General features: G+C 66.4%; 17 protein-coding genes. 1 reads left to right on the top strand and 16 read right to left on the bottom strand.

The genetic code is table 11. The features are described 5' to 3' along the window. Nucleotides 1-3 precede the first annotated feature (3 nt). Nucleotides 4-894 (bottom strand): carbon-nitrogen hydrolase family protein, encoded by an 891-nt coding sequence (locus A5784_RS20715; protein ID WP_082944972.1) that lies wholly within the window; start codon nt 892-894, stop codon nt 4-6. A 100-nt stretch (nt 895-994) separates the two neighbouring features. On the opposite strand from A5784_RS20715, the gene A5784_RS20710 reads away from it, so the two are divergent. After that, nucleotides 995-1,744, top strand: a complete 750-nt coding sequence (locus A5784_RS20710) for a FadR/GntR family transcriptional regulator (RefSeq protein WP_064946774.1) — start codon at nt 995-997, stop codon at nt 1,742-1,744. Nucleotide 1,745: 1 nt separating this feature from the next. Here the strand turns inward: A5784_RS20710 and A5784_RS20705 are convergent, their stop codons facing one another. The 15 genes from A5784_RS20705 to A5784_RS20635 all read right to left on the bottom strand — a co-directional run bounded on the left by A5784_RS20705 (nt 1,746) and on the right by A5784_RS20635 (nt 18,101). Next, nucleotides 1,746-2,513, bottom strand: a complete 768-nt coding sequence (locus A5784_RS20705; protein ID WP_502687529.1) for a sulfite exporter TauE/SafE family protein — start codon at nt 2,511-2,513, stop codon at nt 1,746-1,748. Nucleotides 2,514-2,601: 88 nt separating this feature from the next. Continuing rightward, nucleotides 2,602-4,020: a ribosome biogenesis GTPase Der gene (gene der / locus A5784_RS20700; protein ID WP_064946772.1), complete on the bottom strand. Its 1,419-nt coding sequence runs from the start codon at nt 4,018-4,020 to the stop codon at nt 2,602-2,604. Beyond that, nucleotides 4,017-4,703, bottom strand: coding sequence for a (d)CMP kinase (gene cmk / locus A5784_RS20695; RefSeq protein WP_064946771.1), 687 nt, complete (start codon nt 4,701-4,703; stop codon nt 4,017-4,019). Before cmk ends, der begins: the two co-directional genes overlap by 4 nt. Then, entirely contained in the window at nt 4,700-5,440 is a 741-nt protein-coding gene (locus A5784_RS20690) for a pseudouridine synthase (protein WP_064946770.1), read from the bottom strand. The genes cmk and A5784_RS20690 overlap by 4 nt, the downstream gene beginning before the upstream one ends. Nucleotide 5,441: 1 nt before the next feature. Then, a complete protein-coding gene (gene scpB, locus A5784_RS20685; protein WP_064946769.1) occupies nt 5,442-6,155 on the bottom strand; it encodes an SMC-Scp complex subunit ScpB in 714 nt (237 codons plus the stop codon). Between the two features lie 6 nt (nt 6,156-6,161). Further along, complete coding sequence (locus A5784_RS20680) at nt 6,162-6,926, bottom strand: segregation/condensation protein A (protein WP_232006167.1); 765 nt, start codon at nt 6,924-6,926, stop codon at nt 6,162-6,164. Nucleotides 6,927-7,021: 95 nt separating this feature from the next. Next, entirely contained in the window at nt 7,022-7,891 is an 870-nt protein-coding gene (locus tag A5784_RS20675) for a ParA family protein (protein ID WP_064946767.1), read from the bottom strand. A gap of 128 nt (nt 7,892-8,019) precedes the next feature. Beyond that, nucleotides 8,020-10,326, bottom strand: coding sequence for an MMPL family transporter (locus tag A5784_RS20670; RefSeq protein ID WP_064946766.1), 2,307 nt, complete (start codon nt 10,324-10,326; stop codon nt 8,020-8,022). Continuing rightward, nucleotides 10,323-11,471, bottom strand: a complete 1,149-nt coding sequence (locus tag A5784_RS20665; protein WP_064946765.1) for a flavin-containing monooxygenase — start codon at nt 11,469-11,471, stop codon at nt 10,323-10,325. The genes A5784_RS20670 and A5784_RS20665 overlap by 4 nt, the downstream gene beginning before the upstream one ends. Nucleotides 11,472-11,480: 9 nt before the next feature. Next, the gene (locus A5784_RS20660; RefSeq protein WP_064946764.1) at nt 11,481-12,542 is read right to left on the bottom strand and encodes a pyridoxal phosphate-dependent aminotransferase; all 1,062 of its coding nucleotides are present in this window, start codon (nt 12,540-12,542) and stop codon (nt 11,481-11,483) included. Then, on the bottom strand, nt 12,539-14,341 hold the full coding sequence (locus A5784_RS20655) for a fatty acyl-AMP ligase (protein ID WP_064946763.1): 1,803 nt from the start codon (nt 14,339-14,341) through the stop codon (nt 12,539-12,541). The genes A5784_RS20660 and A5784_RS20655 overlap by 4 nt, the downstream gene beginning before the upstream one ends. Further along, a complete protein-coding gene (locus A5784_RS20650; RefSeq protein WP_064946762.1) occupies nt 14,338-14,607 on the bottom strand; it encodes a phosphopantetheine-binding protein in 270 nt (89 codons plus the stop codon). The genes A5784_RS20655 and A5784_RS20650 overlap by 4 nt, the downstream gene beginning before the upstream one ends. Continuing rightward, nucleotides 14,604-15,638, bottom strand: coding sequence for a 3-oxoacyl-ACP synthase III family protein (locus tag A5784_RS20645; protein ID WP_064946761.1), 1,035 nt, complete (start codon nt 15,636-15,638; stop codon nt 14,604-14,606). The genes A5784_RS20650 and A5784_RS20645 overlap by 4 nt, the downstream gene beginning before the upstream one ends. Next, nucleotides 15,638-16,360: a hypothetical protein gene (locus A5784_RS20640; protein ID WP_064946760.1), complete on the bottom strand. Its 723-nt coding sequence runs from the start codon at nt 16,358-16,360 to the stop codon at nt 15,638-15,640. The genes A5784_RS20645 and A5784_RS20640 overlap by 1 nt, the downstream gene beginning before the upstream one ends. Further along, nucleotides 16,341-18,101: a thiamine pyrophosphate-binding protein gene (locus A5784_RS20635; protein ID WP_064946759.1), complete on the bottom strand. Its 1,761-nt coding sequence runs from the start codon at nt 18,099-18,101 to the stop codon at nt 16,341-16,343. Before A5784_RS20635 ends, A5784_RS20640 begins: the two co-directional genes overlap by 20 nt. Between the last annotated feature and the right edge of the window lie 331 nt (nt 18,102-18,432).

The raw sequence follows: 18,432 nt of genomic DNA, 5'->3' as shown, positions 1-18,432 counted from the left end.
CTTTCATTCGGCGTGGTGGTTCGAGGGAGACCAGTGCTGCGGATCGATGCGCCCGTCGTAGAGCGGTAGCGGTATGGGGCGATCGGACGGCCCGAACTGGTCCCACATCCGGTTGGTTCCGGCGGTGCCGCGTTCGCGTACCGAGGCGACGGCACCGAAGTCGATGTGCTGGTAGAACACTGCGGGCGTCTCATCCGGACTTTCTTGCAGCACAGCGCCTTCCGGGTCGACGAGAATGCTGCGGCCCATCCCGACGGGGCCCGCACAGTTGACGCTGACCGTGAATACCTGGTTCACAATCGAATTCGCCCGGGCCAGCACCAGTTCCTGAAAGCGGTCCGGGGTGGTGGTCTTGACGACGTTGACGATCACGTCGGCGCCCATCCAGGCCAGGTGGCGGCTCAGTTCGGGGAACCAGGCGTCGTAGCAGATGGACAACCCGAGGCGGCCGACGTCGGGGATGTCGACGGTGACGAACGTGTCTCCCGGCGTGAACTTCTCGTACGGGCGCCACGGGAAGATCTTGCGGTAGGACCCGGCCAAGCGCCCGTCGGGCGCGAAAACCGGTGCGGTGTTGAACAACTCGCCGTCGTCTCCGAGCTCAAGCACCGAGCCGGGCACGAGCCACGCGTCGGCGGCGCGGGCAACCTCGCCCAGTGCGGCGATCAGCGGGCCGTCCAGCGGTTCGGCGGCCTTGGCGAGGGTGTCGGCGTCGTCGGTGCCGAACAGGTGGATCTCGGGATAGACGATCAACGCCGGGCCAGCCACCGCATCGCGGACGCGCGTGACGTCGGCCGCGAACTCCGTGACGGTGTCGGTCCGGCCGAACACCGGCAGGCCCTCCATCGGCAGCGGTGTCGCCTGAACCGCAGCGACTGTGATCGATCCGGACACCGGGACCTCCGAGAAAGTTAATAGCTCAGGATGAGCGAATTGAACCAGATATTAGTTCAGGATGAACAAATAAAGCAATAGGTCCCGTACTCTCAAAGCCATGACGTTGCAGGCCGGGGATGCACACCCGGCGTTGAGCGCACCCGCCGTCGCGGGCATCACGCGCCTGAGTGCGGCCGATACCGTCCGGGCCCGGCTCGAACTGGCCATGGAATTGGAACTCATGGCCGCCGGCGAAAAGCTGCCCGCTGAACCCGACATCGCCGAAGCACTCGACGTCAGCGTCGCCACGGTCCGCCGTGCCCTGCAGTCGATGGCCGACGAGGGCCTGGTGATCCGCCGGCGCGGCCGGGCGGGCGGTACCTTCGTCGCGCGCAGCGGCACCGGGGTGAGCCCGGGCTCCGACCGCCCATCGGCCACCTTCCGCGCCGACGCCGCCGAGGTACACCGCCTCATCGATTTGCGAGCCTTAGCCGAAGACGCACTCAGTGCTGCCGCAGCGCATGCCGCGTCCGACGAGGAAATCGACGCGCTCGCGGCCATCGTCGCTGAGGCCGCCGCGACGACCGACTGGACCAGCTACCACAACGCCGATCAGCGCTTCCACGAATCAGTGGCCGCGGCAAGTCATCTCGACTGGGCGATCCATACCTACTGCGATGTGCTGCACGGGCTGTACCGCTACTTCATTCCGTACCCGATCAGCTATCTGCACGAGGTCAACCTCGAACACGCCCAGCTGGTCGACGCGTTACGCCACCGCGACAGCAAGGCGGCCTCCGAGATCGCCCGCAACCACGTCCTGACCCTGCACAAGACGATGTACGTCGGGCTCCGGCAGCCGACCTAGGTCAGACAGTCACCAGCCGGTAGAGCCCGATCAGCCCCACCACCACGATCACGCCCCGCAGCGCGTTGGGCGACAGCCTCCGCCCGTAGTGCGCGCCGAGGAATCCACCGATCAGCGAACCCACCGCGATCAGCCCCGCCGCGGTCCAGCTGATCCGGTCGAACGCGACAATCGTGTACGCCACCGCGGCGACGATGTTCACCAGCAGCGACAGCAGGTTCTTGGCGGCGTTCATCCGCTGGATCGACTCCGGAAGCAGCGCACCCATCACAGCGATGAGCAGGATGCCCTGTGCCGCAGTGAAATATCCGCCATAGATACCCACGGCGAAGGTCCCCAGAACCAGCGCGACCATCCGTCGCGGGCTCACGTGATCGGCGGACTGCCCGGACTCCTCGGCCCGCCGTCGCGCCCACGCCTGAATCCGCGGGCCGACCATCACCAGCACCAGTGCGAGGATCAGCAGCACCGGCACCACCTGGACGAACACCTTCTCCGGCAGGTGCAGCAGCAGCCACGAACCCAACCCGGCGCCGATCAGCGAGCCGGGAATCTGCCATCGCAGCCGGTTCCACTGCCCGCGCAGTTCGCGGCGATACCCCCACGTGCCGGACACGCCACCGGCAACCAGGCCGATCGCGTTGGACATCGTCGCCGTGACCGGCGGAAAGCCCAGCGTGACCAGCGTGGGAAAGGTGATCAGCGTGCCCGATCCGACGACGGCGTTGATCGCGCCCGCCCCGACTCCCGCCAAGGCAATCAAGATCATGTGGGTTACAGACACTCGGGCCACCCTATCGGCCCGGCTTGTGGAGTCTTAACCGCACCCGGTGCGGCGAAGACTCCACAAATCACGGCTAGCGACGTTTGGGAGCGCCCCGCTTCTCGCGGACCCGCACGTTGATCCGGATCGGGCTGCCCTCGAATCCGAACGTCTCCCGCAGCCGGCGCTCCAGGAACCGGCGGTAACCGGCCTCGAGGAATCCCGAGGTGAACAGCACGAACGTCGGCGGCCGAGTCGCGGCCTGGGTGGCGAACAGGATGCGGGGCTGCTTGCCGCCACGCACCGGAGGCGGCGTCGCGGCGATCACTTCCTTGAGGAACGTGTTGAGCTGCCCGGTCGAGATACGCATGTCCCAGGACGCCAGCGACGTCTCCAGCGCAGGCACCAGCTTCTGCACCGCGCGGCCAGTTTTGGCCGAGATGTTCACCCGCGGCGCCCACTGCACCTGCGCCAGCTGCCGTTCGATCTCGCGGTCCAACTCGTAACGCCGGTCCTCGTCGACCAGATCCCACTTGTTGAACACCAGCACCAGCGCCCGGCCCGCTTCGATCACCATCGACAGCACCCGCTGGTCCTGTTCGGTCAGCGGCTGGGATCCGTCGATCAGCACCATGACCACTTCGGCGGCGTCGATCGCACCGTGCGTACGCACCGAGGCATAGAATTCGTGACCGCTGGCCTGCCCGACCTTGCGGCGCAGCCCCGCGGTGTCGATGAAACGCCAGACCCTGCCGCCCAATTCGATCAGTGAGTCGACCGGATCGACCGTGGTGCCCGCGACGTCGTGCACCACCGACCGCTCATCGCCGGCCAGTCGGTTGAGCAGCGAGCTCTTGCCGACGTTCGGCTTACCGACCAGCGCGACGCGCCGCGGGCCGCCGCCCCCGCCGGACAGTTCCGACACCTCGGGCAGCTTCGACATCACCTCGTCGAGCAGGTCGGCGACCCCGCGCCCGTGCATCGCGCTGATCGAGTGGGGTTCCCCGATGCCCAGCGACCACAATGCAGCGGCGTCAGCCTCGCCGCGCTCGGTGTCAACCTTGTTGGCCGCCAAGAAAACCGGCTTGCCGGACTTGCGCAGCAGCCTGGCTGCGGCCTCGTCGGCCGCGGTCGCGCCGACCACCGCGTCGACGACGAGGATGATGGCGTCGGCCGTGCGCATTGCGACCTGGGCCTGATCGGCCACGAGCTGTTGCAGCCCTTTGGCGTCGGGTTCCCATCCTCCGGTGTCCTGCACCATGAATCGCCGGCCCAGCCAGTTGGCGTCATAGGACACCCGGTCACGGGTCACGCCGGGGATGTCCTGGACGACAGCTTCCCGGCGGCCGAGGATCCGGTTCACCAGGGTGGACTTGCCGACATTCGGCCTGCCCACCACGGCAACCACGGGTGGTGGTGCCGCGGCTTCCTCGATCGCTTCGGCGACCTCGGCCGCACCGAGTTCCCAGTCGCTTTCGTCAGCCCACGTTCCGTCGGACTCGTCCGAGCTCATCGTCGTACTCCTGCATGCTGGGTCACGAGGTCCAAAAGGTGTGTGACCACTTGGCTTTCATCCATATCGCTGGTGTCGACCACCAGTGCGTCGTCGGCGGCGCGCAGCGGCGATACCGCCCGGGTCGAATCGAGATGATCCCGCCGCTGCACATCGGCCAGCACGGTCGGAAAATCGTCGGGCAACCCGCCCGCGATGTTCTGTGCGTTACGTCGCCGCGCCCGCTCCTCGGCCGAGGCCGTCAGGAAGATCTTCACGTCGGCATGCGGCAGGACGACAGTGCCGATGTCGCGCCCCTCCACCACAACTCGGCCACCGCCGGCCGCCAGCGCACGCTGCAGATCCACCAGCCGGGTCCGCACCGACGGCACGGCCGACACCGCCGACACGGCACGCGTCACCTCGTCGCCGCGGATCTCGGTCGAGACGTCCTCACCTGCGAGGTAAGCCCGGTCCTCGTCGGGATCCGATCCCACCCCGACTTCCGTGTCAGCAGCCACGCCCTCGATGGCAGGCACGTCGGTGAGGTCGACGCCGGCGCGCAGCACCGCCAACGTGACGATCCGGTACATCGCCCCGGTGTCCAGGTACCGCGCCCCGAGGGCACGCGCCAAACCCCTTGACACCGAAGACTTTCCGGTTCCGGCCGGACCGTCGACCGTTACCACCAATGACCCGCTCACAAACCCACCGCCTGATAAAGCTCGCCGACCTCTTTGCGGCTGAGCGCTCGGATACTGCCGGGACGCTGATCACCCAGCGACACTGTGCCGATCTCGGTGCGCACGAGTTCCTGCACCGGGTAATCCACCGCGGCCAAGAGCCGCCGCACAATCCGGTTGCGGCCCTCGTGTAGGACGACCTTCACCATGGTCTTGCCCGGCAGGGTGTCGACCACCGCGAAATCGTCGACATGGGCCGGACCGTCCTCCAATTCGACACCGGCCCGCAGCTTCTTGCCCAGCCCGCGCGGCACCGTGCCGAGCACGGTCGCGACGTAGGTCTTGGGCACTTCGAAGGACGGGTGCATGAGCCGATGGGCCAGCTCTCCGTCGTTGGTCAGCAGCAACAGGCCTTCGGTGTCGGCGTCCAGACGGCCCACGTGGAACAGCTTCTGGTTACCGCGAACCCGATGCTCCACCAGATCGCCCACGCACGGACGGCCCCGATCGTCGGACATCGTCGAGTGCATGCCGCGGGGCTTGTTGATCGCCAGATACACCAGGGTGTCGTCGAGCACGATCCGAGAGCCGTCCACCCGGATCTCCGCGACAGCGGGATCCACCCGGGTGCCCAGTTCGGTGACCACCCGGCCGTCGACCTCGACCCGGCCGTCGGTGATCATCCGCTCGGCGACTCGGCGGGACGCAATTCCCGCCTGCGACAACACCTTTTGCAGGCGCACACCTTCGTCAACCATGTCAGTCCTTGTCCACGTCGAAAGTCTGCGGCTGACCGGTCTTGGGCGCGCCGCCGTTGAGTTTGGCGAATCGCGGTTCATCGCCGAGTGTTTCGCTCAGATCGTCGATCACGTCGACATCAGGCAGCAGCGGCGCGATGTCGGGCAGATCGGTCAGTGAGCTCAGGCCCAGCCGCTCCAGGAACAGCTCGGTGGTGGCGAACGCCGTCGCACCGGTGTCGGGATCGGTACCGGCCTCGGTGATCAGGCCGCGCGCCAGCAGGGTCCGCATCACCGCGTCGACGTTGACGCCGCGCACCGCGCTCACCCTGGCCCGCGTCACCGGTTGCCGGTAAGCCACGACCGCGAGGGTTTCCAGCGCGGCGCGGGTCAGTTTGGAGCGCGCTCCGTCCAGCAGCAGCCGCTCCACGTACGGGGCGTAGCGGGCACGGGTGTACATCCGCCAGCCGCCACCTGCCTCGCGCAGGTCGATGCCGCTGTCCCGGGCGGCCAACTCCTCGGCCATCAACCGCAGCTTCGCGGCGATGCGGTAGGCCGGTTGTTCAGTGGTGCTGGCCAGCGCGTCGATGGTCACCGGGGTGTCGACGACCAGCAGCAGCGCCTCCAGCACCGCGCCCAGTTCGCCGTCGTCGAGTTCGGGGACGGCGGAGACGTCGACATCCGGGTCCAAGCCCAGGTCGACGCCAGGATCGCCGCCGGCAATCTCGTCAGTCATCGTTCTCTATTCTTCCGCGTCAGCGGTTGCCAGGTGTTCGCTGGTCGGTCGATCCCCGGTCCACGAAACCTGGAGCACACCAAGCGGTTCTGATTGCTCGAATGCTACCGCCCTGGCCCGGAACAGCTCGAGCAGTGCCAGGAACCGCCCGACGATCTCGATGCCGGCCGAGCAGTCCGCCACCAGCTCGGTGAAGGTGGCCCATTCGCCGATCCCCCGCTGTTCGAGCAGGCTCAGCAGTCGGTGTGCCTGCTCGGGGACCGAAACCTTGGGCGCGTGAATGTGATCGGTGCCGACCGTGGGCACCGGGCGTGGGCTGAACGCGGCCGCGGCGATGGTGGCGAACTTCTCGGCGTCCACCCCGAGCATCACCTCGGGCAGCAGATCGGAGTACCGGTCCTCCAGCGACACCGCGCGCGGGTAGCTGCGCAGCGCGGCCGCCTCCAGTTCGGCGAACATCTCGGCGACGTGTTTGAACGCCCGGTACTGCAGCAACCGGGCGAACAGTAGATCCCGCACCTCGAGCAGGGCCAGATCCTCCTCGTCGTGCACCTCACCGGCGGGCAGCAGGCGGGCTGCCTTGAGGTCCAGCAGCGTGGCCGCGATCACCAGGAACGCGGTGGTTTCGTCGAGCTCCAGCTGTGCGCCGATCTGCTTGGTGTAGGCGATGAAATCGTCGGTCACCTGGTGCAACGCCACCTCGGTGACGTCGAGGCGGTGGGCGAAGATGAGCTGCAGCAGCAGGTCGAAGGGGCCCTCGAAATTGTTCAGCCTGACCTGGAACCGGCTCGGCTGGCTCTCGCCCGAAGCATCGGCCGATGCCGCGGCCGCGGCGGCATCGGTTACCTCGGTGCGCTCGACATCTTTCACACGCCGAACCGATGAATGACTTCGGCCGCCAGCGATCGATACGCCTGCGCGCCGCCGGACTTCGGTGCCCACGTGGTGATCGGCTCGCCCGCGACGCTGGTCTCGGGGAACCGGACAGTGCGGGTGATGACGGTGTCGAACACCAGATCGCCGAAGCGCTCGACCACCCGGGCCATGACCTCGCGGGCGTTGACCGTTCGGGGGTCATACCGGGTGACGACGATGCCGCTGATCCGCAACCGGGGGTTGAGCCGGTCGTGCACCTTGTCGACGGTGTCGGTGAGCAATGCCAACCCACGCAGTGAGAAGTACTCGCATTCGGTGGGGATGATCACACCGTCCGCGCACGCGAGGCCGTTGACGGTGAGCAAACCCAGCGACGGCTGGCAGTCGATGAGCACATAGTCGTAGCGGTCGAGCACCGGATACAGCGCCCGCGCCAGGGACTGTTCGCGGCCCACCTCGTTGACCAGCTGGATCTCAGCGGCCGACAGGTCGATATTGCTGGGGACCAGGTCGAGGCCACTGACCCGGGTCTTGATGAGCACCTGATCGATCGATACGCGCGGCTCGACCAACAGGTTGTGCACGGTGTTGTCGAGTTCGTAGTGCGGCACACCCAGGCCCGCCGACAGCGCTCCCTGCGGGTCCAGATCCACCAACAGGACCCGGCGGCCGTATTCGGCCAGGCTGGCGCCCAGGTTGATGGTCGAAGTGGTCTTGCCGACCCCGCCCTTCTGGTTACACATCGCGATGACCTTGGCCGGACCATGGCTGGTGCGAGGCAGAGGCTCGGGGATGGTGCGCGACGGCCGTCCGGTCAGGCCCAGCTCAGGTAGCGGGTCGTGTCCGTCGCCGTCTGTCACTTCGGCTCCTCACGCAAGCGCTGTGTGCGCGGCCACCACAGGCCGGGCAACCCACACTTGGCGAACATCCGGGCAAGTTTAACGTTGCAACGCGCCTGTACCGGGTCGACCCGCGGTCAACGTGCGGATCAAGCCTGCACCGGTTCGGCCGGACGGTCGGAATCCGGGGCCCGGTGGCGCCCCGTTGTCGGGCGCCCGCCGCCCTCCTCGCTGATGCCGATGCGCTTGTGCAGCCGGACCAGCGGGCCCGGCGCCCACCAGTTCACCCCGCCCATCACGTGCATGAACGCGGGCACCAGGATCAACCGGACCAGCGTCGCATCCATCAGGACGGCAATGGTCAGCCCCACCCCGAACATCCGCATGAACGACACCTGCGCGGCCATCAGCGCCGCGAAAGAGATCGACATGATGACGGCTGCGGCGGTGATCACGCGACCCGTGTGGGCCAGCCCCTTGGCGACGGCCTCGTCGGTACGCATCCGCGCGGATTCCAGAGCTTGCCCCTCGTCGGGGTGACCCGAGGCCAGCCAATACTCGCGAATGCGTGAGATGAGAAACACCTCGTAATCCATGGACAGCCCGAAGGTGATGCAGAACAGGAGCACCGGCATGTTGGCGGCCAGGGTCCCGGTGGCCGTGGTGCCCAGCGCTCCGAGATGGCCGTCCTGGAAGATCCACACCAGAGCGCCGAACGCGGCCGTCAGGGACAGCACGTTGAGCACCAACGTCTTGAGCGGCAGCACCACACTGCCGGTCAGCAGGAACAACAGCACGAAGCTCGTCACCGCGATCAGGGCCAGCACCTTGGGCAGCCCCGAGGTGACCGCAGCGACGATGTCCCGGTTGATCTGAGTGGTGCCGGTCAGCAAGGCACCGCGGCCACTCGGCCCGGGCACCGCGTGGAGCCGATCGAGTTGGGTGGTGGAGGCGTCGGAGAACAGTGGCGCCGTGCTGGCCACGGTCAGATAGGCCGTCCCGTCGGCCGTGGTGCCCTCGGCGCCGGGACCCACCTGATGGCCACCCTTGAACATCCCGACGGGCGACGAGACCCAGGACACATCGGCGACGGAGGACAGCGCGGAGGCATAGCGGCCAAGTTCGGTGGGGCTGACACCGGTGACATGCGGCACCACGACGCTGATGTTGTTCGCCGAATCGGTGGCGAAGTCGGTCCGTAGCTGGTCGCCCACCTGACGGGCCGTGGTCGACGTGGGTAGTACGCGGTCGTCGGGGAAACCCCACCGCACTCCGAGGAACGGTGCACCGAGCGCGAGCAGCAACGCGGTGACGACGAGACCGACGGGGACGGCCCGACGGATGATCGCCTTGGTGCTGCGGTACCAGAACATCTGCTCGACGGGCAGGCGCACTGGGTCGGGCCGCCGCAGGATCCGCCGCACCAACCGGCGGACGTCGAGGGAGTCCAGCCGCGCTCCCAGCAGCGCGATGGCCGCGGGTGTGACGACGAGGGCCGCGCACGCCGCGAAGGCCACCACCGCGACACCGGCATAGGCGAATGATTTGAGGAAGTACATCGGGAACAACGCCATCGGCAGCATCGACAGGCCGACGATCAGCGCGGAGAACATCACCGTGTGCCCGGCCGTCGACATGGTCCGAAGCAACGCGTCGTCGCGGGAATGCCCGTCGGCCAACTCATCGCGGTATCGGCTCAACAGCAGCAGCGTGTAGTCGATGGCCAGCGCCAAACCCATGGCGACCGCGAGGTTGAGCGCGAAGATCGACACGTCGGTGACGAACGTGATGGCCCGCAGCACCGCCATGGCCCCGAAGATCGCCATCGCCCCGACGGCCAGTGGCAGCACCGCCGCGACCAGCCCGCCGAACACCCAGACCAGCACCAGGAAGCTCATGGGTATCGCGATGGACTCCATCAGCGACAGGTCGTTCTCGGTCTGCTCATTGATCTGTGCGTACACGGTCGCCGAGCCCCCCGCCCGCACCGTGACACCGTCACGGTCGTGGGCGAGCTGGTCGGTCAGTTCCTTGGCGTACGTCGGCGCGTTGGTCTCACCTCCGCTCAGACCGGCGACGATCAATGCGGTCTTGCCGTCAGTGCTGGTGAACTGAGCGGCGTTCTGCGGCGCGGTATTCCACGGCGATTCCACATGGGCGACGTAGGGCGATTCCTTGAGCCGCGCGGTGATATCGGTTCCTACTGCCCTGGCCCGGGAACTGTCGATTCCTTTTGGGTCGCTGACCGTGATCAGGAACTGCATGTCGGGCTGGTGGAACGTGTCGGCCAACACGGCCGAGGCCCACGATGATTCGGAACCGGGGTCTCGAAATCCCCCGCCGGACAAGTGCTTTGCCACCGGAACGCCGAACACCGCGCAGCCGAGCATCACCAGCAGCGCGACCGCGATGACTCGCCGGGGCGCGGCCATGGCAAGCCGGGTGACGCGCGTCATGGCGTGAGTGACGGTGCCCGGTCAAGTTCGTCGGCGATGACCTTGGCGACCTGAACGGACTGCTTGGCGACGAACGAGATCAGCCCGGGTCGCGACAGGAAGCCGACGAACCGCAACCCCGGTGCGGCAGCCACCGGCCCGGTCGCGCGTGGCAGCCCGTGGTCGTCCAACACGCCGAGATGGCCGACGATCGGTTCCAGACCACGGTGGTATCCGGTCGCACAGATCACCACGTCAGGTTGCAGACGTTGCCCGTCGATCAGCTGAACCGAATCCCCACTGAAGGATTCGATGGTGGGCACCACCTCGAAGCGGCGGGCCCGGATGGCGTGGATCACCTCGCGATCCACGATCACCGGCGCCCGGCCGAGTCGCTTTCCGCGGGCGAACACGCCTTCGCTCGGTGTCGGCAGACCGTATTCGGACAGATTGCCGACGTCGACTCGCAGCGCCACCCGGGAGACGGCGTCGGCCAACCACAGCGGCGCGTCGTAGAGCGGATTGGCGATGTAGTCCGACGGGAATCCGCCGGGCAGTGCCCGTAACAAGATGTGTGGCGCGGTGCGCACGGCCAGCCAGGCCTGCGCCGCTCCCCCGGTCGCGACATCGTGCACGATCTCCATGGCCGACGAGCCCGCACCCACCACCAGCACCCGTTTCCCGGCGTAGGGCTTGGGGTTTCGGTAGGTCGCCGAGTGCAGCACAGTGCCTCGGTAGGTGCTCATGCCGGGCCATTCCGGGATTTTCGGGGTGTGCTCGTAGCCTGTGGCCACGACGATCTGCGGCGCACTGATATCCCCCGACGAGGTGGCCAGTACCCAGTTACCCGCGATCCTGTCAATCCTGGCCACACAGGTGCTGAGCATCAGGTCGAGGCCGTCCTCGTGCGCATGATGATCCAGGTGCGCGACAACCTGGTCCCGGGTCGGGAAGATCGCGGTGCCCTTGGGGAACGGCCGGTTGGGCATATGCGACGTCTGCCGACCGGTGTTGAGCTTCAGCCGGTCATACCGGCCCTTCCAGGACGACCCGACATGGTCGGCCCGGTCGATCAACAGCGGGCGTAAACCCCTGTCGCTCAGGCTCAGAGCCGCGGCGACACCCGAGGGTCCCGCACCGATGACGACAACCTGATGTTCGCGCACGGTGGCCTCCTAGAGCTTGTTCCGCAGCGCGGTCAGGACCGCCCCGGTTGACGACCTGCCACCGATGGTGACGCGCACGCCACCGTCGGGGTAATGCTTGACCCGCACACCCGCGTCGTCGAACACGTCGTGCCACGGGACGCCGTTCGCGGGGAGGTAGATGAAGTTGGCATGGGCCTCGGTACTGGCGATACCCATCCCCCGCAGCCGCGACTGGAGGTTGCGGCGTTCCGAGGTGAGCAGTCGAATCCGTTGCCGTAGTTGCGATTCCGCTCGATACGAGGCAGCCACCGCGACCAGGCTGGTGGTGCTCATCCCGAACGGCAGCTGCATCGCCCACAGTTTGGCAGCCAGTTCGCGCGAGCCGAACGCATACCCGATGCGCAGTCCGGCGAGCCCATACGCCTTGGAGAAGGTGCGGATCACAACGACATTCGGGAACCTGCGCACCAGATCGACCGAGTCGATGCGGTGGTCCGGACCGACGAATTCCGCGTAGGCCTCGTCGATCAGCACGACGGTGTCACTGGGGATGCGTTGCAGGAAAGCGTCCAGTTTGGCCGCGGATTCCACCGTGCCCGTGGGATTGTGCGGCCGACAGATCACCACCACCTTGGCCTCCGACGCCGCATCGGCCATGGCATCCAGATCGTGGCGGCCGAAACTGTTGAGCGGCACCTTGATCGGCGATATCCGGACCATCGCCGAGATGATCGCATACCCCTCGAAGGTCGGATCCGCGAAGACGATCCGGTTGCCCGGGTCGGTGATGGCATGCAGCACCTGCAGCATGACGCCCGTCGCGCCCGGCCCGAGGATGACCTGCTCGTCGGAGATCCCGATGTGATCGGCGATGAGGTGGCGCAATCGCTCGGGCAGGAACTCCGGATATCGGTTGGCCGCATCGATCGATTCGATCAGCGCGGACCGCACCGCCGGCAGCGGGGGGTACGGATTTTCGTTGAGCGACAACGCCATCGGGTCTACTGCCATCGGCAGGGCGCCGATGTCGGCGTTCAGCGGAAGCTTGGTGACGCGCGGCACCGGTCGTGATTCAGCGACCACAGTCATGATTCCCTCCCACCCGCGCCGACAGCGCGATCAGCCGGTCGTTTGTTGGCGGACAGCCGGGTATAGGTGGCCTTGGCAAGTGACACCTGCCCCTTCGCCGCGTACCACACCAACCGCATGGCGGACACCTTCTTGGGCGCCGCGAGGGTGCCGGCCTGCCATTGCCTGGCCGATTCCCGCCGGCGCAGCTTCCCGCTCGACGTCCGGGGCAGTGTTCCCGGTGCGAGCAGCTCGACATGACTGGCCAGGATGCCGGTACGCTCCCAGACCCGCTTGGATACGTCGCCCGCCAGGCTGGGCGGTGCCTCGGAGGTGGTTTCGACCAGCAGGGCCAGCGCTTCCTCCTCCTCGCCGGCCGGAAGATAGCCGACCGCCACCGCACATCCGGTACGCACCCCAGGCAGCCCGTCCAGTGCCGCCTCAAAGTCCTGCGGTGCGTGGTTGGCGCCTCGGATGATCACCGTGTCCTTGGCCCGCCCGCACACGAACAGTTCGCCGTCATGGACGAAGCCGAGGTCACCGGTGTCAAGCCAGCCCTCGTGCAAAGCCTGATCGGTGAGATCGGGCCTACCGAAGTACCCCGCCATCACGCTGGGACCCTTGACGAAGATGCTGCCGACCTTGTCGGCGTCCATCGTTCGCGACATGTCGTCACGGATCTCGATCTCGACCCCGGCCAGCGGCCGGCCCACACTCACGAGCTCTTTGCGTCCCGCCGCGACGCGTCCTGAGTAGGCCAAGGTGTCGGCCTCCACGCCAAAGGTTCTGAACGGGGTCCTGGACGGCTTGAACGTCAGGGCCAGTGAGGCCTCAGCCATCCCATAGCAGGGCGTCAACGCCAGCGGATCGAAACCCCATCGCGAGAACCGCTCGGCGAACCGACGCTGCACAGCGGCCACGACGGATTCCGCGCCGTTGAAACACACACTCCACGACGACAGGTCCACCCCGTCGAGCTCTTCATCCTTGATCCGGTTGACACACAGGTTGAACGCGAAATTGGGCGCCGCCGAATAGGTGCCCCGATAGCGCGAGATGGCCCGCAGCCAGGCGGCAGGTGTGGTGACGAACAACTCGGGCGGCAGCAGCACAAGCGGCGCCTCAATGTAGAAGACCGACAACAGATTACCGATCAAACCCATGTCGTGGTACAGCGGCAGCCAGGACACGCCTACCGGAGTGGCGGTCCCCTCCTCCGCGAGCCGGCTGTCGATCGAGGCGAGATTGGACAGCAGGTTGCGGTGTGTCAGCGCCACCGGCTTGGGGTCGTGCGTTGTGCCCGAAGAGAACTGGATCAATGCGACGTCGTCGGGCGCCACATCGACCTGGTCGGCGTCAGCACCCCCCAGATCCGATGCGGTAACGCAGCCCAGCCGAGGCGCTGCGGCCTCCACTGCGACACCGAGAAGCCGGCGGATGCGTTCGTCGGTCACCACCAGCGTCGCATCGACCGACCGTAGCATCGCCGCGGTCCTGCGGTGGTATTCGTCCATCTTGCCCAACCGCACCGGCGGGTACAGCGGCACGGGAATACCACCCGCGCACAGCACCCCGAAAAAACTGTCGACGAACGCAGGGCACGTCGGCAACACAAGTGCCACCCGATCCCCTTTCCGCACACCGCGTTTCATCAGATCCGCGGCGATCGACAGGGCCCGCTCCTGGACCAGCGCCTTGGGCACCTGCTGGTCCTCTTCTTTCGCGTTGACGAAGAACAGGCTCAGGTCGGTGTGCGCGGCGGCCGCCAGAGCAGCGGGAAGCGTGTCATGCTTCGGGATTACGGCATCAGGGCCTTTCATGACTGCTTCTCCATGATGCGCCGCAGCACGAGCCGACCGAGGTCTCCGACGGTCAGCAGCTCATCGGCATCGTCGGCGTCCAGATCGATCTCCCAGCGGTTTTCGATCCGCAGGACCAGCGACATCACCCGCAGCGAATCCAATCCGCCGTCAAGCAGCGAGGATTCCGCCGTCAATTTGAGAGTCGGCATCTCGGCCCTGATCATCGCGATGATGTCGTCGGTCACGGCGGTCAGACTCGGCGCCTGCTCCGTAGGGGATGTCATTGTGGCCTCCCGCCCCATTGAATTGCGGCAGCGCCTGCGAAGTCCCCGGCGTGGGCGAAGCCCGCCATCATCACGACGTCGCCGTCCTTGACCTCGCCGTCGTTGATCGCGGCCTCCAAGTTGGCCGGTATGCCGACCGCGAAGAGATTGCCGCACTGCCCGAAGGTGTCACGATGCCGCTCCCGCGGAAGTTCAAGTGCTTCATCCCAGTTGCGCAGCAGCAGCCGATTGGGCTGGTTGGTGACCAGCAGGTCGAGGTCGTTGGATTTCACCCCGATCCGCTCGCACACCGCCTTGACCACTTGGGGCACCTGGCGATTGCCGCGCGAGAGCACCTTCATGATCTTGGCCTCGTTGAACCCGACGTAGCCCTGCCCCGGCCCGGCCTCCCACCACTTCCGCGGCGGATCGGTGTCGAGGGTCATGTCGACCGCGTTCTCACCGAAGAACCGGCATTCGATGTCGAGGACGGGTGACTGATCGGAGAGCGCAACCAGGCCCACCGCCGCCCCGTCGCCGGGAACCGACGCCTGTGCGAGCTTGACGACCTGATCCTGTTCGAAGATCTTGCCTGCGGCGTTGACCGAAGCAGCGATCAACGCGGTACGGCCCGCTCCGGACCACAGCAGCTGACGCGCGAGGCTCAGCATGTACACGAAAGCGGCGCAGCCGCCGTTGTGCACATCGAGGATCCACTTGGGCTTGATGCCCAGCCGGGCGGCTGTCTCCCCGCCGGCACCGACGATCGGTAGATCGGGCATCTGCGAATGCGTCAGCAGGATGTCGACGTCGTCGAGCATGCCGCGGCCGTGCCTGGCCGTCAGTGCCGAAACGGCCCGCTCGATCATGTCGACGTTGGATTCCTCGAATGCCGAATGATGGCGGTACTCCGGCGGCGCGAACATTGGATTGTCGCGCAACGTATCGGTTTCCGCGTGGTCGGCATACCACTGCGCCGGCACGCGGTTCTCCGGTAGGTAGGTCGCGACATCGAGCAGGCTGACGGCCGGGGTGCGGGTGGTCCTCACCATCAGCCGACACTTGTCTTGTGCCGGTTGGACTCCCGCATCCAATCCGGGGTGATCGGCAGCCCGTTGTGGTGCCGGTACTCGGCGATGGCCTTCAGATTCCGCAGTTCCAGCAGATGCCCCGCACCGAACATGTCCCAGAAGTCACCGACCCACACCGGCCGGCCGGCAGGCGCCGTCTCCGGATAGGCGTTGTGGTCGTAGAACGGATGATGGCAATTGGTCCACAGCACAACCGATCCCGGCTTGTTGAGCACAAGTTGCGCGTCGACGACCCGCATCAGATAGATCATCCACAGGTGCTTGCCCTGATCCCACGCGCAGTGGTAATCCACGGTCCGGGCCACCGGGTTGGCCACCGTCCTGGTGTAGATCTCGGTCTCCGAGCCCAGTTTGTCCCACGCCAGCCACAAGCTTCCGCCGTTGCTGCTCCTCACGTCCGCGGGCTCGTCTATCTCCTCGAAACCCCGCAAGCTGTACGTCCATTCCTCGAGACAGCGGGTGTCGGAGAGGTACTCGTACAGCTCGTCGGGCGGGCAGTCGACGTAGTCGTTGACCGTGCAGTATTCACCGAACACCTGGTCGTGGGGATACACCGAGTGCATCATCTCCAGGATGATCGGGGTCGCCTTGTCCCGCGGCGAAGTCTCGATGCGGTGGACCCCGGGAATGGCTTCGGAGCTGCCGGAATGGGTGGCGATATCGTCAAGCGCTGGCAGGGACATTGACCGTGCCCTCCTGTTCTGTCGATTGGTTGTTCTGGGCTGAGGAAGCACCGATCGCGGTGAGAAATGGTGCGAACGGCGGGATTTCGTCCGCAGAGCATTCGATGCTGACGACCGACGGGCCGTCGGTATCCAACGCATCGGCGAGCGCGGCGGGCAGTCGGGCGATGGTGGTGACGTCGGTGGAGGCCAGGCCCGGGAACATCGTCGCCAGACCGGCGCCGAGCCGACTCGGTGAAAACCGGTTATAGCTGTAGCGGTCGTCGTAGTACAGCTGCTCACGGGTCACGCACATGGCATGTGCGTTGTTGTTGAACAGCACCACGGTCACCGGCAGACGGTGCTGGATGGCGGTGTGCAACTCCATCCCGTGCATATAGAAGGACCCGTCGCCTGCGATGATCACCGTTCGCTTGCGATCGGCGAACGCCATGCCGATTCCCGCGCCGAAGCTGTAGCCCATGCCACCCATGCCCAGCGCGACGATGAACCGCCCGCCGCGCCGCACCGGCAGATAGTGCACCGCGGATGCGCCGGTGTTGCCTGCGTCGACGACGATGTTCACCCCGTCCGGAAGGGCCTGGTCGAGCGCGAGCATCGCGTCGCGGTAGCGCACGCCCTCGTCGGAACACCCCGGTGGGGCAAGTTCGTTGTGCGGCACCATATCCGGCACTCGGACGCCGAGCGGCCTGCCGTGGCCGGTGAGCGCGCGGGTGAGCCGGTTGAGTGAGGCCTGCAGATCTTCGGTGTGCACGTGGGTGCACGGCAGGTACGGCGGGGCCGACCCGATCGACAGCGTGCGCGTCGCACCGAGCGCGGCGTCCAGTCCGGTCCGGGCCATCACCGGCATTCGGGTTCCGACCAACAGACACACCGCACTCTGCGCGACCGCGTCGACCGTTCCCGGGTGCCCGATAACCCCGGTGACCCCCAGCGCCGACGACGATCCCATACCGGGAATGCCTGCGACATCCTTCGCGTCGGGAACGCAGGCCACACGTGCCCGCAGGACCGAACGCAGCTGTTCGAGCTCGGCGCGCGCGTCGTCGCGGGCCACCTGCTCGCCGGCGATGATCGTGATCGGCCCGTGTGCCTTGCGCAGAGCGCGCACCAACGGATGCGGATCCCCCACCTGCCGTTGTCCCAGCGCCTGGCCGTTGTGCGACTTGGGTCCGCTGAAACCCAGCGGTTGTTGCTGAATATCTTTGGGCAAAAGCAATACGGCAGGGCCGCCGGTGCGCGCGGCGGCGACGGCCCGGGGTAGTGCGGTGACGATGTCGGCGGGCCGCAGCACACGTTCACAGCTCACCGATACCGAGCCGAACAACGCCTCGGCGTTCAGCGAGCCTGCGCGCCCACTCGTGTCCTGGAAGCTGCCGCGGCCGTCGAGAGCGGTCGGCGCCTGGCCGACGAGCGCCAGGACCGGGACCCGGCTCGCGAGCGATTCGCCGAGCCCGGGGATCAGATTCAGGCAGCCGCCGCCCGAGGTGGCCATGACAACGCCGAGACCCGCTCCGCTGCGGCTGTATCCGTCAGCCATGGTCGCCGCGGAGAATTCATGCTTGGCGAGCACCGCGGTGATGCCGTCACGGAAGTATGCGGCGTCGTACAAGTCTTCGATGTTGGCGCCGTCCACCCCGAATATATGGGACACCCCGCCCGCTGCCAGATAGTCGACGATGTGGTCGACGACGCGGTACACGGTTGGGCGTTCAGATACGCCTCTAGCTGAAACGGCCATATTTCACCCTCGGGTCAGCGATGTGAAACAACGGCGACAGTCGCGATCCCCGTTCGCGACGACGCGGAGAGCAACAACATACAACGCCATCAATGCACAGATAAGAGAAAACACAGCGTCGACTTTCCGATCGTTTCGCCTGCAAAGATCTGGTCGTAACCTCTTCCTTTCAAGATCGGTGAGCCACGCTACCGAGCAGGCTCTTTACCTATCGGTAGCAATACTTCCCACGGCGGGAGTCGCCTAAACAGAAGGCACTTCATACATGCGCTGTAACCCGCGCTGAGCACCGAATACGGGGATCTATTTGCGCATGCAAACATCGCATCAT

Source organism: Mycobacterium sp. 852013-50091_SCH5140682, from assembly GCF_001665685.1.
Classification (GTDB): Bacteria; Actinomycetota; Actinomycetes; order Mycobacteriales; family Mycobacteriaceae; genus Mycobacterium.
The sequence above is the reverse complement of the archived record's forward strand: the minus strand, read 5'-3'. Positions and strand labels throughout refer to the sequence as shown.

Excerpts from the sequence above, each read along its gene's own strand:
- A5784_RS20690 (WP_064946770.1), bottom strand. The coding sequence starts at position 5,440 with ATGGTTGACGAAGGTGTGCGCCTGCAAAAGGTGTTGTCGCAGGCGGGA.
- A5784_RS20660 (WP_064946764.1), bottom strand. The coding sequence starts at position 12,542 with ATGACTGTGGTCGCTGAATCACGACCGGTGCCGCGCGTCACCAAGCTT.
- der (WP_064946772.1), bottom strand. The coding sequence starts at position 4,020 with ATGAGCTCGGACGAGTCCGACGGAACGTGGGCTGACGAAAGCGACTGG.
- A5784_RS20640 (WP_064946760.1), bottom strand. The coding sequence starts at position 16,360 with ATGTCCCTGCCAGCGCTTGACGATATCGCCACCCATTCCGGCAGCTCC.
- A5784_RS20635 (WP_064946759.1), bottom strand. The coding sequence starts at position 18,101 with ATGGCCGTTTCAGCTAGAGGCGTATCTGAACGCCCAACCGTGTACCGC.
- A5784_RS20670 (WP_064946766.1), bottom strand. The coding sequence starts at position 10,326 with ATGACGCGCGTCACCCGGCTTGCCATGGCCGCGCCCCGGCGAGTCATC.
- A5784_RS20655 (WP_064946763.1), bottom strand. The coding sequence starts at position 14,341 with ATGAAAGGCCCTGATGCCGTAATCCCGAAGCATGACACGCTTCCCGCT.
- A5784_RS20645 (WP_064946761.1), bottom strand. The coding sequence starts at position 15,638 with ATGGTGAGGACCACCCGCACCCCGGCCGTCAGCCTGCTCGATGTCGCG.
- A5784_RS20710 (WP_064946774.1), top strand. The coding sequence starts at position 995 with ATGACGTTGCAGGCCGGGGATGCACACCCGGCGTTGAGCGCACCCGCC.
- A5784_RS20650 (WP_064946762.1), bottom strand. The coding sequence starts at position 14,607 with ATGACATCCCCTACGGAGCAGGCGCCGAGTCTGACCGCCGTGACCGAC.
- scpB (WP_064946769.1), bottom strand. The coding sequence starts at position 6,155 with ATGACTGACGAGATTGCCGGCGGCGATCCTGGCGTCGACCTGGGCTTG.
- A5784_RS20705 (WP_502687529.1), bottom strand. The coding sequence starts at position 2,513 with ATGATCTTGATTGCCTTGGCGGGAGTCGGGGCGGGCGCGATCAACGCC.